Raw genomic sequence first — 14,002 nt, forward strand, 5'->3', positions numbered from 1 at the left:
GTGCCGCGGCAATGTTCGTCGTCGGCGGGGCTCGCCGGCTCGTGGCGGGGCTGGCCTCAGCCGTCCTGCGCATGACGCAGTAGGGCGGGACGTTGGGACGCCACGAGAAGCCAGTGGACTCGACCGACCCCGTCCGCGCCGCTTTGGCCGCGCTGTTACGGGGAGCCCGCAGCAGAGCCCGTCTGACCTACACATTGCTCGCGCTACGCACCAGCCGCTCAGCCGCCACCCTCAAGCGCGCCGCCTCCGGCAAGGAGATCCCCTCCTTGGTGACCGTCACAGAGTTCCTCACCGCCTGCGGAGCCACGCAGGAAGAGGTGACGATGGCAACGTGCTTGGCCGAAGCGGCCCACGGACTACCGCGCGACGTCCCGGCCTGCACTGTGATCGACCCGACCGGGATCTTCACCGAAGGTGAGCTCAACAGCGCGCTGGTGTCCCTTTACCGGAACGCCGGGCATCCGTCCTACCGGCAGGTGCAGCGCAGGGGCGGAGCCGAGTGGCTCGCTCCGAGCAGCATCTGGGCCATGCTCCGAAACCAGCGGCTGCCGGCCAGCAGGGGGCAGATGGCCGCCTTCCTGCGGGGCTGCGATGTCGCGGAAGAGCAGCATGGATCGTGGCTCGCCGCGTGGGACAGAGCGAAGCGGCCGCCCGCGATGCCCGGCGCCCTTTGCCTGTCAGGCTCGTCCGGCAGCCATGGTCCACCGGGCGTATTCTCGGAAGCCTGCCTCCCTCGCGTCACGAGGCGCGGGGCGAAGATGTATCGCGAGCGCTCAGCCCCTGTCGCCGTACCTGTGTGGTGGGAGGCGGCCCGTTGGGCCAGTGACCTCGTGGGGCTGGTCGGCGCCGCAGACGGCATCGACAGTCACTCGCTCGCCCGCCGGGCGGGGCTGTCGCTGGACTCCACCGCGCGGCTGCTGGAGTGGCTCCGCCGCCAGGGCTTGGTAGCCACCGTCTCGGGCGCCCACTTCCCCGGCCCGGCTCTGGAACCGCTGGCTCGCTCCAGCCGCCCGCTCCTGGGCCACGCCCTCGCCCGGTTGCGCGACGAGGTGGGCGCAGCGGTGTACCTCAGTAGCTACACGGATGGGGACGTTCAGGTCCGGGAGTGCGCGTACAGCAAGTCCGCGCCGCCGGTGAACGAGTGGGTCTCCTTCAGGGCTGCGAGTCACGCGAGCGCCGTCGGGAAGAGCCTTCTCGCCCAGCTTGACTGGGCCGCCCGGATGGAGCACCTCGCCCGCTATCCCGCCGTCAGGCTCACCGAACGCACCATCACCGACCCGCTCGCGCTCTTCGAGAACCTCGACCGGGGCGGCCCGCACGGGGCCCAGTTCAGCCTGCTCGAGTACTCCCCCGACGTGGTCTGCGCCGCCATCCCCCTCGGCCTGCCCGGCGAGGTCAGCGGTCTCGCCCTCTCCCTACCGGTCCACCAGTACCCCCGTCTCCTCACCGCCGCCCAACGCCTGCCCGACCTCGCCCCCACCCTCCTCTTGGCCCACCTCCTCGACGACCGCGCCGACCCCACCACCCGCCGCCAGCCGGAGCTTGTCGTGGCTTAGGCACACCGGACCAGCCCGCCGAACGATAGCGAGAGCCGACGGGCTCGGACCCCATTCGTCTGAGCCCGTCCGCTTACGCACCGCTCACACACAACGCCTGACACCCGAGTGCCGACCGTCCTGGGTACGTGCCACTCGTCACCGCGTCCGCAGCAGGGGGAGTCGGCCGCGGACGCGTTGATACTCCATCGGCACTGCCTGCCACGCGGCGGGCATCAGTGGCTGCGCCTGGGCCGTGACGCCGGCGATCTCCTGCCGCAGCCTTGGCAGCGCCTGGAGCAACGCCCGTTGGACGGAGTGGAAGCGGACGGCCTCCCCTGCGGTGTAGGGGCGACGCCGGGCCACAGCCAACGCCCAAGCGGCCCACCGTTCCCGGCCCAGCGCCCGGTGATCGCCGTCCATCACCCGCACGGCACCGACGCTCGGGTCAACGGCTGCGGCGGCCACGATGTCGGCCCCAACCCGGCATGCGCGCGCGTGCGCGGCCGGGGTGGGGAGCGCCGCGAGCACGTCGAGCTCCAGGGCGCGGGCGTGATTGACCAGGGTGCGCTGCCGGCTGTCGCAGGCACGGGCGGCCAGGGCCGCGACCTCGATCCGGTAGCCGGCCCGGGCGAATCGGCCCGCGCTCACGGCGAAGTCGGCGGCGCTGGTGAAGTCGGCCACGATGAGGAGGTCGCCGCGCCGTTCGCGGACGTAGGCCTCGGCCTCGGCCTGCCAGTCCTCGGCATCCGGTCGCACCAACTCGTCGGCGAGACGGGGGGTGTCATTGACCAGCTGGAAGTGGTCCGGGTGGTGGCCACGCAGCATGTCGGGATCCACCACGACGGTGCCCGGCCGCATTGCCCGGCGCAGCATCCGTCGCGCCTCCAGTTGGCGTGCGCCCGGCTCGCCGACCAGGTAGACGGCCAGCGGGTCCTGGCGGAAGGTGGCCTTGCGCAGGAGGGTCGGGGCGATCAGCTCGTCGAATGCCCAGCGGTGCTCGTCCGTGCTGAGGCGGTGGTAGCCGGTGCCCGGCGGGCCGGGGAGCGGGTGCGCGATGCGGCGAACCGGCTCGGCGGCCGCCGCGGCCCGCTCCGCGTCGCGGGAGACGGCCAGGCGGCGATCCACGGGCACGCGCTCGTCGTGGACCAGGACCTCGGCGCGGACCAGGCTCCGTCGGAAGACGCGGGTCCGGGATGCGCTCCAGGGTCGTAACTGCTCCGCGCGTACCGTCGCGGTCGCGGCCGGCAGCCGGGTCCAGGCGCCGTGGTTGGTGAGCTCGTTGTCGTACAGCGGCTCCAGTCCGCGACGGACCACGGTCACCCGGTCCACCAACTGCTCGGCCTCGATCACCTCGAGCGAATCCAACAGCCCGTCGGCACAGCGGTCCTGGTTCTCCCAGGCGACGTACCGGCCTTCGGGGCCGAAGAACCGCTCCAGGACCCCGAGCTGGCTGTCCGCGTCGGCCACAGCCAGGACGACCAGCTCGACCCGGTAGCCGGCCGCCCGGTACAGGGCCGACATGGCGCGGGCCTCGGCCGCGTCGGCCAGGGCCAGCTCCACCACCACGTCCAGCCGGGCGGCGCGCGCGTAAGCCTCGATCTCTGCCTGCCACCAGTGGGTCACCGGGCGCACCCCGGCGCCGGCCGTCCGTACGTCCCGTTTCAGCAGCATCCCGTACTTCCGGTGGGCCTGCTTGTAGAGGTCGCTGCCGATCCGGATGGCGCCTCCCCGGTGTCGGAGCGCGGTGTGGATGACGTCGGTGGCACGGGACTTGCCGCTGCCGGGCGGACCGGCGACGACTATGAGGACTGGCCGGTCCTGCGGGACGGCGCCGGCTGTCCATGTCGGCAGCAGTACGTCGGTCAGGACCTGGCGTATCTCCGCCTCCGGCAGTCCCTCCGGCATCACGTGCTGCATGGGTACCCGCCCCTCCCCAGTCACCAGGTTCAAACCGAGGTTAAATCTATTGGTAACTAAAAGCCAAATCTGTAGGTAAAAAATGGTAGGATGGGTGGTGGAGGTGACCTATGCCCACCGAAGAAGAGCTGTTCCAGGCTGTGGACGCGCTGCTCGCCGGCGAGCCTGAGATGCCGCCGCCGGCGGAACGCGCCCGGCTGCGTGAGGCGGCCGGAATCACGCAGGTTCGGCTCGCGCAGGCCCTGCAGACGACGACGCAGTCCATCAAGAACTGGGAGGCGGGGCGCTCGGAGCCGCGGCCGCCCCGCCGCCAGGCGTACCAGCGACTGCTGGACGGCTGGATCGCGCAGTACGGCACTCAGCCCCGGACCGCACCGGCGGCGCCCGCGACTTTCATTAGCACCGCTGCCGATCCGTCATCCCGGGAGTCGGCACCACCCACCGAGCCCCCGGCGCCCGCAGCAACCGAGCGGCCGACCTCGTCGTCGCGGCGCCTGGCCGCGAAGAAGGCTGCGAAGAAGTCCGTCGCTCCCGAAGCGGCTACTGCCCACCCGCGCTACGAGAACGGCCCGCTCGCCGTAGTCGACGTCGACGGCGACCAGGTCGTGGCCTATTGCGTCGGCGGCCTGGTCCTCGACGTCCCCGCCAGGTCCCTGCCGGCGCTGGTGGACTGGACCCTCACCCACTCGAAGCTCGGCGCGCCCCGGCTGCACCCGCTCGGCAAGGACTCCGATCCGCTGATCGTGCTGACCGCGGCGGCCGCCGTCCGGTATGGACTGCCCGGGAAGCTGAGCGACGAGGAACGCCGGGCGGGCCGGCTGCCGGAGGGCCACAAGGTCCTCAAGCAGCTGGCGAAGGCCGACTGGCAGCTCACCCAGCGCGGCTTCGGCCCCTGGGCTCGGATCTACCGTCCCGCCGAGGCCGGGCAACGGCGCTGCGTCCAGCTGTGCGTCGTCCCCTGGGACGCTCTCGATGTCCGGGAGTGGGGCGACAAGGACAAGGGCCTGCTGCCCACCACGCTCCCGCCGGCGGAACTCGCCCGGGTCCTCGGCACGTTCGCGACCCGGGTCCTGACCCCGCGGGGCACCACCGCGGTGACCGGCCTGGAGCTCATGACCGCCCTGCGGCCGCCGTCGCGGCGCGCCCGGGATGAGCAGACCGGCGAGTGGCGCACCGACGCCGACGGCCAGTTCGTACGCGAGCGGATCCCCGGCTCCCTCCCCGAGCGCATCCTGGACGCGGTTCCGTGCGAGGTCCCCGACGGCCACCCCCTTCTCGCCGACCTGCCCCGCTTCTACCAGCGGGGCCCGGCCGAGATGCTGATGGAGGAGACCTACGACTGGGGCCGGCCCCTGACCGACGAGGAATGCCTTAAGAGCCACGTCGTCGGCATCGACGTGAACATGGCCTTCGCCGCCGCCTCCAACGGCACCGTCGTCGGCCTCGACGCCCCCGTCCACGTCAAGCAGCCGGCCTTCGACCCGAAGGTGCCCGGCTCGTGGCTCGTCGACCTCTCCCACGTCGAACTCGACCCCCGGCTGCCCTCACCCTTCACTCGCACCGGGGAGCGCCCGGAAGGGCCTGCCTGGTACGCGACGCCGTCCGTCGCCTACGCCGTCAAGCTCGGCTACCCGGTGACACCGCTCGAGGCGTACCTGCGCCCTGACAGCGGCCGCTACCTGGACCCCTGGTACACGCGACTGAAGGACGCCTACCTGGACACGATGGCCGACCTCGGCGTCACCGCCGACCTGGAGGGCCAGGCGTTCCTCGACGCGATGGCCGCCGCCAAGAGCGCGGACCCTGAGCTGACAATGGTGCTCCGCGCGATCAAGGCCACCGCCAAGGGCGGCATCGGCAAGCTCCGCGAACGCCCGCGCGATACCCCGCTCGGCCAGCCCTGGCCCGCACTGTCACGGCCGACCTGGCGGCCCGACATTCGCGCCGCAGTCCTGTCGACGAGCCGGATCATCATGCACCGCAAAATCATGAAGATGGCCGCCCGTGGCCTCTACCCGGTGGCCATCAACTCGGACTGCATCGTCTACCCCTCCGACGGCCCCAGCCCGCTAGACTTCCTGCCCGCCACCCCCGGGCCCGGCGAGTTCCGGCTCGGGGTCACCCCCGGGCTGGTCAAGCACGAAGGCAGCCAGACCACCCTGTGGGCCGAAGCCCAGCACGAGCAGGACGGCCCGCACACCAACATCGCCCGCATCATCAAGAGCGGCGGCCACACCGCCGGCGACGACGGGGAGTAGACCGTGGGCAAGCTCGGGGACAGCCTCGATCAGGCGGTGGCGAAGGCGTTCACACGCCCCGCCCCCAAGTCGGCGCAGGCGCAGATGAAGTACCTCGTCAAACAGCTCAAGTCCACTAAAGCCGCCGCCGAATCCCTGGGTGTCTCCCAGCGCACCGTGGAGCGGTATCTCACCGGCAAGCTCAAGCGGCCCCGCAAGGACCTTGCAGCCCGCCTCGAGGGGGAAGTACGCAAGCGCTGGCAGCCCCAGATCCGGGCCAAGGCGAAAAGGTCCGCCGCGACCACCGGCGGACTGGTCATCGAGACCCGGGCCCGCTTCGGTTACACCGCCGCCGCCGGGACCACCGACGATGGCCGCCTGCGGCACCTGACCCAGGCCCTTCCCCCGGCGTACGCCGCTCGCCTCTTCGAAGCCCAGGAGCAGGGCGCCACGGAAGAACAGTTGCTGGCGATCGCCGCCGAGGGATTCCAGGAGATCTACTTCAAGGACCGCGGCCGCCGCGCAGGCGGCCTCCTGGTTGAATTCACCGACGTCGACCACATCGACGTCCAGCTGTAGCGGCGGAGCGTACGTAAGCCCGTAGGGGGATCTTGGTGAAGACGTCCAAGTGCGTCGTCTGTGACACCCGCGTGGAATCCGTCGCGGCAGAGGTCCTGTGCTCGCGAGCCTGTGAGGATGCCTGGCAGTCACGCCATAGGTGGTACGACCCTTCGGAACGTGCCAACACAGGGCTTTGCGAGTACTGCGACGAACCGTTTGAACGGCGCAGTACTCGTGGGCGGCCGCAGGTGTACTGCACGCCTGCGTGCAAACAGCGGGCCTGGGAGCAGCGCCGGGCGCAGGACGTTCGCGCCTGGGGCCGAGTACCTGCTGCAACTGTAGGACTGCAGGGGTTACATCGTGGGCTTGCTCGGTACACGATCACGGCGTCCGAGGATGAGCTCCTTGAGCTGGAAAAGGCCCTGCTGGCAACGATCACCGAGACAAGGGCGCGCCTGCAGGTCCACCAGCGCCAGAAGCCTCGCGGCTTCTAGGCTCATTACGTTGTGACGTAATGAGCGCAATGGGTGGTGCACCCTTTGCGCTGCCCGCAACATCTTTTCAGCGCGTTCGCCTGGACCCCTTCCTTAAGGAGAGGTCCAGGCTCAGTTCATTTGCGGAGCCGGTTCCTTCCTTGGGAAGGAACCGGCTCTGTGCTGATCGGCATGGAGCCCCACGAGCAGCCCCCGCAACCGTCCAAGGACCAGCGGGCAAGCCCGAGCCAAGGGGCACAAGATGACCATGCAAATCGACCTGGCGGGCATCGTCCTGCTTGTGGTCGGCCTCCTCGCGGCGTACGCCGCCCACAAGTGGAAGGAGGTGATCGCGCCCATCACCGTAGGCGCCATCGTCGTGACGCTGCTCTTCCTTCTTACCCAGCAGCCGGTCTCGTCGCCCCAAGGGTCTTGCCCGCCCCAGGCAGCGAACTCAAGTGGCTGCCCGCCGCAGTCCAAGCCGTAGGATCCCGAACGCCGCCGCCTCAGCTCAGTGCCGGAGCGGCGGCGGCGGCGCACCGACGCGTGTGTCACAGCGGTGGCGCCCGCAGTGAGGCATGTTGACGTTCCCCGCCGCCGACCCTGCGGGCCCCGTGCCGATCCGGGTCGTGCTGCCCGGAGGCCAGAGGGTCGTCGCGGCGCCCTGGCGTCGGCGCCAGAGCGCGCCGGCTTTGACTTCGACGATCCCGAGGCCCGCTGCAGGGACTCCAGTTACCCGTGCGCCTCCATACGGGCCCCCGGCGCGGTGGCCTACTGCCAGGTGATTTTGACGCTGCCGCGGCCTCCTTCGCCGCCACCGCCGCTGCCGAACATGCCCCCGCCACCACCACCGCTCCTGCGGCCGTAGTCACCGCCGTTCTCCTTGTAGCCGCTGCCGCTTCCCCCACCGTCGGAGCCGGCCTTGGCGCCGCCCGACCCGCCGTGGTCGCCGACTCCGCCCGCCCCCGCGCCGCCCCGCTCGACAAGGGCCATATCGCCCGAGGAGCACTTACCCGTGAACAGGCCGCCGCCTCCGACGCCACCGCCACCGCGGGAGGCACCGCCACCGCCCCCACCGCCCCCGCCGGCCGTCGCGTATCCGTCGACAGCGGTAGCGCCTCCGCCACCACCGGCGCCACTGCCGTCCGCGCTGTGCTGCTCCCCGCTGCCACCCGCGCCCCCTCCATTGATGGCGCCGGGGACAGCGCCCCTGCCACCGACCCCGGCCTGGCCCGGGCTTCCCGTAGTCTCCGGGGTGGCACCCTTGCCACCCGCGCCGTTGGCACCGCCGTTGTGGCTGATGTTCCCGTCGTCACCGCCGTCGGCCACGAACCCGCTGATGGTCCCGCCCGGGAAGTTGGTCATCTTGCAGGTGACCGTCCCCCCACCGCCGCCGCCCCCGCCCCCGCCGTAGGCGCCACCGCCACCGCCGCCACCGCCCACGGCAATGATCGTTACCTTTGAACCGGCCGGGATCTTCGGGCTGGTGAACGCCCCGACGGTGTCCCATTCAAGGGTTTTCCCGCTCGGTGCTTCAGCACCGGCCGGCGCGGTGAGACACATCAGGCTGCCCGCCGCCAAGGTGATGGCGATGGCCAGGGAGCGGCCATGGGCGAGAGATACACGCGTACGCATCAGTTCCACCGTTTCCACTAGAGGGCGCCCCGGGGCGGGGCCGGTCGGCGACCGGCCCCGGAACTCCGAGACAGCCAACGGGCCACATGCCTCCCAGGACACCGCCCCCTTCCCCGAATAACGGAAGTCGGCCATCTCCGGCGCGTTGTCGCGCCCGATGAGAGCGCGCGCCTGGCTGGCCAACCAGCGTGGCCAAGTATCGATCAACGTCACAGCTGCGGCCCCTCCCCAGGTACCGCCCCGGCGAAGCACCCCTCATCCACAGGGGCGGTACTGGAGGCTCCAGGGATGAGCAACGACAACACCGCAGCGCGGGCGCAGCTGCGCGACAAGATCCTCGACGGCCTGCGACGCGCGGAGCGCACCCTGTTCACCCGTCCCGCGCCAAAATCCGCGCTGGCCCAGATGAAATTTCTTCGCACGCGCGAGGGCGGCTCCTCGAAGTCCCTGGCGGAACGCCTGGGCGTCTCCCGCAAGACGGTGGAACGCTACCTCTCCGGAGCCACGAAGAAGCCGCAGAAGCGTCTCCAGGCCGCCCTGGAGCAGGAGACCGAGGCGGAGTGGCAACCGCAGGTCAAAGCGCAGGCGAGGCAGCGCGCGGCAAGCTCGGCGGGGCTCGTCATCTCCACCACCGCCTACTTCGGGTTCGGTTCGGAAGGCTCTGACGCGGGCCGGATGCGGGACATCCAGGTCGCCGTATCGCCCTCCCACGCCGCCGCGATCCTCGCCGCCAGGGACACCGGCGCGACGGACAGGGGGCTGCACGACGCCGTCGCTGAGGCCATAGCGGACGCCTATTTCCGCGTCGAAGGTGGCGGGCGCGCGGGCCTGAAGGTGCGTATCGAGGCAGTCGAGCGGTTGGATATCGCGTTTTAGACACACGGAATTCACCCCTGCTATAAACCTGGAGTGACAGCCCGCCGTCGTGCACTCGGGCGGCGGGCTCCCTTTTCTTTCCGTGGTGAAAGCGATATAGCCATGATGAGCAACACGACCGTGCGGGCGTGGTCGGCCAATCAGCGTGGCCGGCCGGGGACTCCAAGGAGGAGCGGCAGCATGCAGGCGAGCGTCGGGGACCGAGTTCACACATACGGCCGGACCGTCGGCCAGACCACCCGCAGCGGCGAGATCATCGAGGTTCGCGGTTCCGGCGGTCAACCGCCCTACCTGGTGAGGTTCGAGGACGGGCACAAGGGCCTGGTCTACCCGGGCCCGGACTGCGTTATCGAGAGCCGTGCCGCCAGCGAGTGACGTCCGCGCACTGGGGCGGGCCCGGGCGGCCCGCCCCAGTGCGGCCTTCACGGGGCAGACCCCTGCGGCTCGGCAACCCTGAGAACTGGTCAAGGTCACGTGGCAATCGGTCAAGATCACGTGTCAGAGGACACCAGGCCGTCGGCCTGCGCCCGGCCGCAGCTACCAGATCGCGGGCATGCTCCTCGACGTCGAAGGCGAGCCGGTGGAGCTGCCCCGAGCCGTCTTCCTCACCGTCCCGTTCTGCTGGCTGCGCCCCACGGACACGCCCGCCTCCTCCAGCCACCGCGACGCCTCTGTCCGCGGCGGCTGACTGCCCACACGCCCCGGCGGGCGCGTTGCACCGGTGCAACGCGCCCGTCGGGAATGCAACAGACCCTGTGCAACGCATCCCCGCAACGCCCTCTGTTGCAGCCTCTACCTGGGACTTTGACAGTCATCCTGGGGAAGGTGGCGCGCGTTGCACGGGGGCGTTGCACCCCTGACCGCAACCGGTTCAACGGGATGGGCCGGATCCCTCCCCGCGTTCCTCTACTGGCGGTAGAGTCGAGGGATGGCAGACGAAACTAGCATCAAGGTCAGCGCTGCGACACGTGACCGCCTGGCCTTGCTGGCGGCCGAGAACAACACCACGATCCGCAATCTGGTCGAGGCCCTTGCCGAGAGCCGGCCCACCCAGTCCGAGTTCGAGGAGCGCGCCGCGCAGGCCCGTGCCGAGCTCGCCTCCATCCTGGGCACGGTGCCCAGCCCCGAGGCCGAGACGAAGGCCCGCGGCCTCCTCGAGCGCCTGGGCGCGAGCCAGGACTCGGCGGCCGCGTAGTGGCGGCCATCGCCGTCGTCCTGGACCACACGGCCGCCACCGCCCTGCACGACCCCAAGGACCCGTTCAACGAGGCCGTCGCGGCCTTCTACGTCCAAGCCTCCGGCGGCCTCGGCACGCTCTACGCCCCGGTGCTCTCACTCACCGCCGGCGACACCGAGCGCCCCGGCATGCTGGCCTACATCCACGGACTCCGGTTCGTCGAGATCGAGCCGTTCGACACCGCGGCCGCGCTCGCGGTCACCGAACTGCTGCACGCCGGGCACTCCTGGGCGGCCGTCCACGCCATCCACGCCGCCCGGCCCTGCGCAGACTTCCCCGCCGGCCGGTACCTGCTGACCTTGACCCCCGAGGCGTACGAGAACACCGGCGTCCAGGCAGTCCACCCCGATCAGTAGCCGGCCGCCCCGCGCGGTACCGCCTTACACCCCAATGTAGGTAGTACCTGTAGTGGTTATGTGCGGGTAGATCTCTCCCCCTCTGAGAGCAGAGGTCGCCAGCGGGCACCACGTTCCACCACCCGCGCGAAGCCGATCCGCACCCCCACCTGGCCGTCCGATGATCCACAAAGGCCCTGTGCGGCCCTCTGGGCGCGTTTCACGCCGTCCAGGCTCCCTGTTGCCACTCCCCGAGCCTGTGAGGCGCACAGCGCCGTCAACGGACTCAACGGCGCCGAGGCCGCGGAGGGTGTTCGTACGGCGCACGCCTGAGACGGATCGTCCCGGTGGGGGTCTGGCTGCTTCCCGCAGCGCGAGCTCCGCTCTCAGAGGGGGGAGAGATATCTACCCGCACATAACCACTACAGGTACTACCTACATTGGGGTGCAAGGCCGACGTCCGAGGGGCGACCGCCGAAGGCTCCCGGGCAGAGCGCCGGCTTCCGCCGATGACGCCCCCGGCCTGGAGGAAGACGCCTCTCGCTGCACCCTTTAGCGCCTTGCACCCTTCGCGGCCGGGCCGGTGCAGCAAGGTGCGCTGCACCGGCTGCTGCACCTGGTGGTGAAGGGTGCAAGGCCCTGCTGCCGGAGAGCGATGACACTTCAGCGGCGCCCCAGGCACACACGGGGTGCTGCTCGGGTAGCAGGTGGGGCTGCAGACGGCAGCAGGACGTGTAGCAAGCGGTCGTTTGGTTGCTGCATTTCCGCATGCTTGACCTGCGCGTTTCCCGCCCGCGGGAACCGTGTGCACGGATCTGACATACCCATCCCGCGCGGCGGATCAGGCGCCCGTCGATGACGGCGGCGACGGCAGCAGCGCATTTGTCCAAGCAGGGAGGGACCTTTGTCCCTGCCCGCGTGGACCTTGTGTGTCGACGCCGACACCATCAGAAGCCGGGCCGAGCTTTTGACCTGCTGGATCGCTGCTCACGCCGCCCGGACGGTAGCACTGTCGAAACCGTTCTGTTTCAGGGTGCTGAAACAAAGAGGCCGGCGCTCCCCCCGAAGCCAAAACGGCGATGCCCCGGAACGAATCCCGGGGCATCGCCGCAGATCAGCGCGGACGATCGGTCAGGCAACGTGCGCGAGGTTGGCCAGCTGCGCGGCGTAGCGGGCCCGCCGCACGGCCCCGATCATCTCGGCGTTGGCCACCTTGATCTCGGGGATGGCCATGACGTTGGCGGAGACCTTCCCGCCGGTGAGGAGCGGGTGCAGCTGGTACTGCGCGCGCTTGACGCCCCAGACCAGTCCGCACTCGGCCAGGTCCCTGAAGGCCCGGTTGACGTTCGGCTTGCTGGACCCGAGGGCTCGGCGCATCTCGTCCTGGCTGATGTGCCCAACGCCGGTCTCGTCGTCGTGGATGGCCAGCAGGAAATCCAGGACGCGGCGGGCAGTCTGCGTGATGTCGACCAGGGCAAGGACGGCCAAGATGTCACGGGAGATCGTGACGGTCTGGTCGGTAGGCGCGCCGGTGACGTCAGGGGTGCTCATGAGGGCCTCCTTGGTGCCGGTGGTGGACATCGACCTGGATGAGCGTATGCCGGTGGCCACGGTCATGCGCTCGCCGCCTTACGGCCCGGCGGCTTGGGCCGGCGGGTCAGGGGCACGACCTTCTGGGCCCTGCGCTCTGCGTCTCGGGCCGCCTTGGCCTCGAACTTGACCCGGGCGCGCTCAGCACGCCACTGGGCCGGGTACTCAGGGTTCGGGATCAGGCAGTCCGGGCCCCCGGCCTCGATCCAGTCGGCCTGCCACTGCTTCTGTTCCTCGCTGGTGCCGGCCACGGTCAGCCAGGGGTTGAGCTGGACCACACCGCGCCGTGCCGTGCGCATCCACCCGATGTGTGACCACCACTGCGTGGCTTCGCTGACGCTCGGGGATGAGAGGATGCAGCGCTCCTGGAGAAGCCGCTGGGTGATCGGGATGTAGCCGCGGACCTTCGCCTTGTGCGTCGGGTCCTGCGCGGCCACGAGCTTGAGCCAGACCTGGTACCAGCTCGGCGGGAGCTTGAGGCTCCCCAGGATGTCCATCTGCAGCCGCGCCGCCAGCACGTAGCCGCTCAGCTGCTCGCTCGCCGCGAACTCGCGCCCCATGACGGTCTCGACAGTCAGGAGGATGCCGCCTCTACCATCTGGCCGGGCGACAACTCTCTGACCAGGCGCGATCTTTGGCAGCTGCTGCATCAGGGGCCCCTCCGAGGTGATCAGTGGCGGCCCAACGGTAGCAGTGGCGAAACCGTTTGTTCTCAAGCCACTGAAACAACCGCACTGCACCGAAGCACTGACGCCTCGTCAGCTAGGAGGGGTCTTTGTTCTACGCCACTGAAACAAACGGAGGGGGTTTGTTTCAGCCCACTGAAACAAACAGGTCTGCATCGTTGCAGGTCAGAGCGTTTTGAGGGCTTCTCGCTCTAAGTAGTTAACAGAGGCCCCCTCACCTGCCCCTCCGTCACTTCCCGGCCTCCCAGGGCCTCCGGCTCAGAACGGCCTGCTGTGACGTGCCGGGCGTGTCGCTCTCCTACCCCGGCCCTGTCTGACAGTGACTGCCTGACTCTTAAATTCTGAACCTTTCTCTACCCTCAGGAGCTGTTTATTGACTGCTTCTAGGGTTGACCCATCCGCTATTCTAAAGTCTCGTCCGTCGCTTTCTTTCTCTAGCTATTGTGTTTAGCTATTACGAGCTTCTATCTAGGCCGCCCCGGCGGGTGTCATCCATTCCAGAATCCATCTAGGCTTGAGTTTGACGCACCCCCCTCAGGGTTCAGCCACATCCTGACATCCTCCCCACTCCACCAACCCGCTGAACCCCGACGGCCTGTCACCCCCTCTCCTCTTGCTGCCGCTTGTGCCTCACCCCCGTCCGGCCTGACGGCTGATCTACTGCCTACCTGGTCTGGGCCCGTGCGGAGCGCGGGCGGTGGCTGGAGCGGAGCGGAGGCCACGGGTCGGCCGGAGGCCGGCCCCCGGGGGGCCGAAGGCGCCCCGGCTTCACTGCGGTTGGCGGGTTCGCGGAGCGGGCCCGCCGGGCGGTGAACGGAGTGAACCGCCTCCGCTCACGCGGAGCGGGAGCGGAGGGAGGGGCGGAGCCCCGACCGCTCGCTGTCCAGGGCGGAGCCCTGGGGGACCCGCTCCGCGGG

The 14,002-nt window shown here is 69.8% G+C and carries 13 protein-coding genes and 1 pseudogene; 10 read left to right on the forward strand and 4 right to left on the reverse strand.

Annotated elements, in window-relative coordinates; translation table 11 throughout:
* Window positions 1-113 precede the first annotated feature (113 nt).
* Window positions 114-308, forward strand: a pseudogene (locus ACZ4XJ_RS34595) (helix-turn-helix domain-containing protein); the annotation flags it as partial.
* A 522-nt stretch (window positions 309-830) separates the two neighbouring features.
* A complete protein-coding gene (locus ACZ4XJ_RS34600) occupies window positions 831-1,556 on the forward strand; it encodes an IclR family transcriptional regulator domain-containing protein (protein WP_468498545.1) in 726 nt (241 codons plus the stop codon).
* Window positions 1,557-1,694: 138 nt separating this feature from the next.
* Here the strand turns inward: ACZ4XJ_RS34600 and ACZ4XJ_RS34605 are convergent, their stop codons facing one another.
* Window positions 1,695-3,455, reverse strand: coding sequence for a zeta toxin family protein (locus tag ACZ4XJ_RS34605; protein WP_468498533.1), 1,761 nt, complete (start codon window positions 3,453-3,455; stop codon window positions 1,695-1,697).
* A gap of 110 nt (window positions 3,456-3,565) precedes the next feature.
* On the opposite strand from ACZ4XJ_RS34605, the gene tap reads away from it, so the two are divergent.
* From tap to ACZ4XJ_RS34620, 3 genes are all read left to right on the forward strand, one after another.
* Complete coding sequence (gene tap / locus ACZ4XJ_RS34610; RefSeq protein WP_468498534.1) at window positions 3,566-5,713, forward strand: telomere-associated protein Tap; 2,148 nt, start codon at window positions 3,566-3,568, stop codon at window positions 5,711-5,713.
* 3 nt (window positions 5,714-5,716) lie between these two features.
* Window positions 5,717-6,271, forward strand: a complete 555-nt coding sequence (gene tpg / locus ACZ4XJ_RS34615; protein WP_468498535.1) for a telomere-protecting terminal protein Tpg — start codon at window positions 5,717-5,719, stop codon at window positions 6,269-6,271.
* 717 nt (window positions 6,272-6,988) lie between these two features.
* Window positions 6,989-7,213 (forward strand): hypothetical protein, encoded by a 225-nt coding sequence (locus ACZ4XJ_RS34620; protein ID WP_468498536.1) that lies wholly within the window; start codon window positions 6,989-6,991, stop codon window positions 7,211-7,213.
* A 284-nt stretch (window positions 7,214-7,497) separates the two neighbouring features.
* Here ACZ4XJ_RS34620 and ACZ4XJ_RS34625 read toward each other — a convergent pair whose 3' ends face one another.
* Entirely contained in the window at window positions 7,498-8,091 is a 594-nt protein-coding gene (locus ACZ4XJ_RS34625) for a hypothetical protein (RefSeq protein WP_468498537.1), read from the reverse strand.
* A gap of 558 nt (window positions 8,092-8,649) precedes the next feature.
* On the opposite strand from ACZ4XJ_RS34625, the gene tpg (ACZ4XJ_RS34630) reads away from it, so the two are divergent.
* From tpg (ACZ4XJ_RS34630) to ACZ4XJ_RS34650, 5 genes are all read left to right on the forward strand, one after another.
* Entirely contained in the window at window positions 8,650-9,237 is a 588-nt protein-coding gene (gene tpg / locus ACZ4XJ_RS34630; protein ID WP_468498538.1) for a telomere-protecting terminal protein Tpg, read from the forward strand.
* Window positions 9,238-9,417: 180 nt separating this feature from the next.
* Window positions 9,418-9,612 (forward strand): DUF1918 domain-containing protein, encoded by a 195-nt coding sequence (locus ACZ4XJ_RS34635; protein WP_468498539.1) that lies wholly within the window; start codon window positions 9,418-9,420, stop codon window positions 9,610-9,612.
* Window positions 9,613-9,790: 178 nt separating this feature from the next.
* Window positions 9,791-9,925 carry a hypothetical protein gene (locus ACZ4XJ_RS34640; RefSeq protein ID WP_468498540.1) on the forward strand — a complete coding sequence of 45 codons (135 nt, stop codon included), beginning with the start codon at window positions 9,791-9,793 and terminating at the stop codon, window positions 9,923-9,925.
* A 240-nt stretch (window positions 9,926-10,165) separates the two neighbouring features.
* Window positions 10,166-10,432 (forward strand): hypothetical protein, encoded by a 267-nt coding sequence (locus ACZ4XJ_RS34645; RefSeq protein WP_138895003.1) that lies wholly within the window; start codon window positions 10,166-10,168, stop codon window positions 10,430-10,432.
* A complete protein-coding gene (locus tag ACZ4XJ_RS34650; RefSeq protein ID WP_468498541.1) occupies window positions 10,432-10,830 on the forward strand; it encodes a PIN domain-containing protein in 399 nt (132 codons plus the stop codon). The genes ACZ4XJ_RS34645 and ACZ4XJ_RS34650 overlap by 1 nt, the downstream gene beginning before the upstream one ends.
* A 1,110-nt stretch (window positions 10,831-11,940) precedes the next feature.
* Here ACZ4XJ_RS34650 and ACZ4XJ_RS34655 read toward each other — a convergent pair.
* Together ACZ4XJ_RS34655 and ACZ4XJ_RS34660 are read right to left on the reverse strand one after the other, a co-directional pair.
* Window positions 11,941-12,360, reverse strand: a complete 420-nt coding sequence (locus tag ACZ4XJ_RS34655) for a helix-turn-helix domain-containing protein (protein ID WP_468498542.1) — start codon at window positions 12,358-12,360, stop codon at window positions 11,941-11,943.
* Between the two features lie 62 nt (window positions 12,361-12,422).
* On the reverse strand, window positions 12,423-12,959 hold the full coding sequence (locus tag ACZ4XJ_RS34660; protein WP_468498543.1) for a hypothetical protein: 537 nt from the start codon (window positions 12,957-12,959) through the stop codon (window positions 12,423-12,425).
* Window positions 12,960-14,002 lie beyond the last annotated feature (1,043 nt).

The sequence above is a fragment of the Streptomyces sp. NPDC029836 genome (assembly GCF_055574495.1).

Excerpts from the sequence above, each read along its gene's own strand:
- ACZ4XJ_RS34605 (WP_468498533.1), bottom strand. The coding sequence starts at position 3,455 with ATGCAGCACGTGATGCCGGAGGGACTGCCGGAGGCGGAGATACGCCAG.
- tap (WP_468498534.1), top strand. The coding sequence starts at position 3,566 with ATGCCCACCGAAGAAGAGCTGTTCCAGGCTGTGGACGCGCTGCTCGCC.
- ACZ4XJ_RS34620 (WP_468498536.1), top strand. The coding sequence starts at position 6,989 with ATGACCATGCAAATCGACCTGGCGGGCATCGTCCTGCTTGTGGTCGGC.
- ACZ4XJ_RS34625 (WP_468498537.1), bottom strand. The coding sequence starts at position 8,091 with ATGACCAACTTCCCGGGCGGGACCATCAGCGGGTTCGTGGCCGACGGC.
- tpg (WP_468498538.1), top strand. The coding sequence starts at position 8,650 with ATGAGCAACGACAACACCGCAGCGCGGGCGCAGCTGCGCGACAAGATC.
- ACZ4XJ_RS34635 (WP_468498539.1), top strand. The coding sequence starts at position 9,418 with ATGCAGGCGAGCGTCGGGGACCGAGTTCACACATACGGCCGGACCGTC.
- ACZ4XJ_RS34640 (WP_468498540.1), top strand. The coding sequence starts at position 9,791 with ATGCTCCTCGACGTCGAAGGCGAGCCGGTGGAGCTGCCCCGAGCCGTC.
- ACZ4XJ_RS34645 (WP_138895003.1), top strand. The coding sequence starts at position 10,166 with ATGGCAGACGAAACTAGCATCAAGGTCAGCGCTGCGACACGTGACCGC.
- ACZ4XJ_RS34655 (WP_468498542.1), bottom strand. The coding sequence starts at position 12,360 with ATGAGCACCCCTGACGTCACCGGCGCGCCTACCGACCAGACCGTCACG.
- ACZ4XJ_RS34660 (WP_468498543.1), bottom strand. The coding sequence starts at position 12,959 with ATGGGGCGCGAGTTCGCGGCGAGCGAGCAGCTGAGCGGCTACGTGCTG.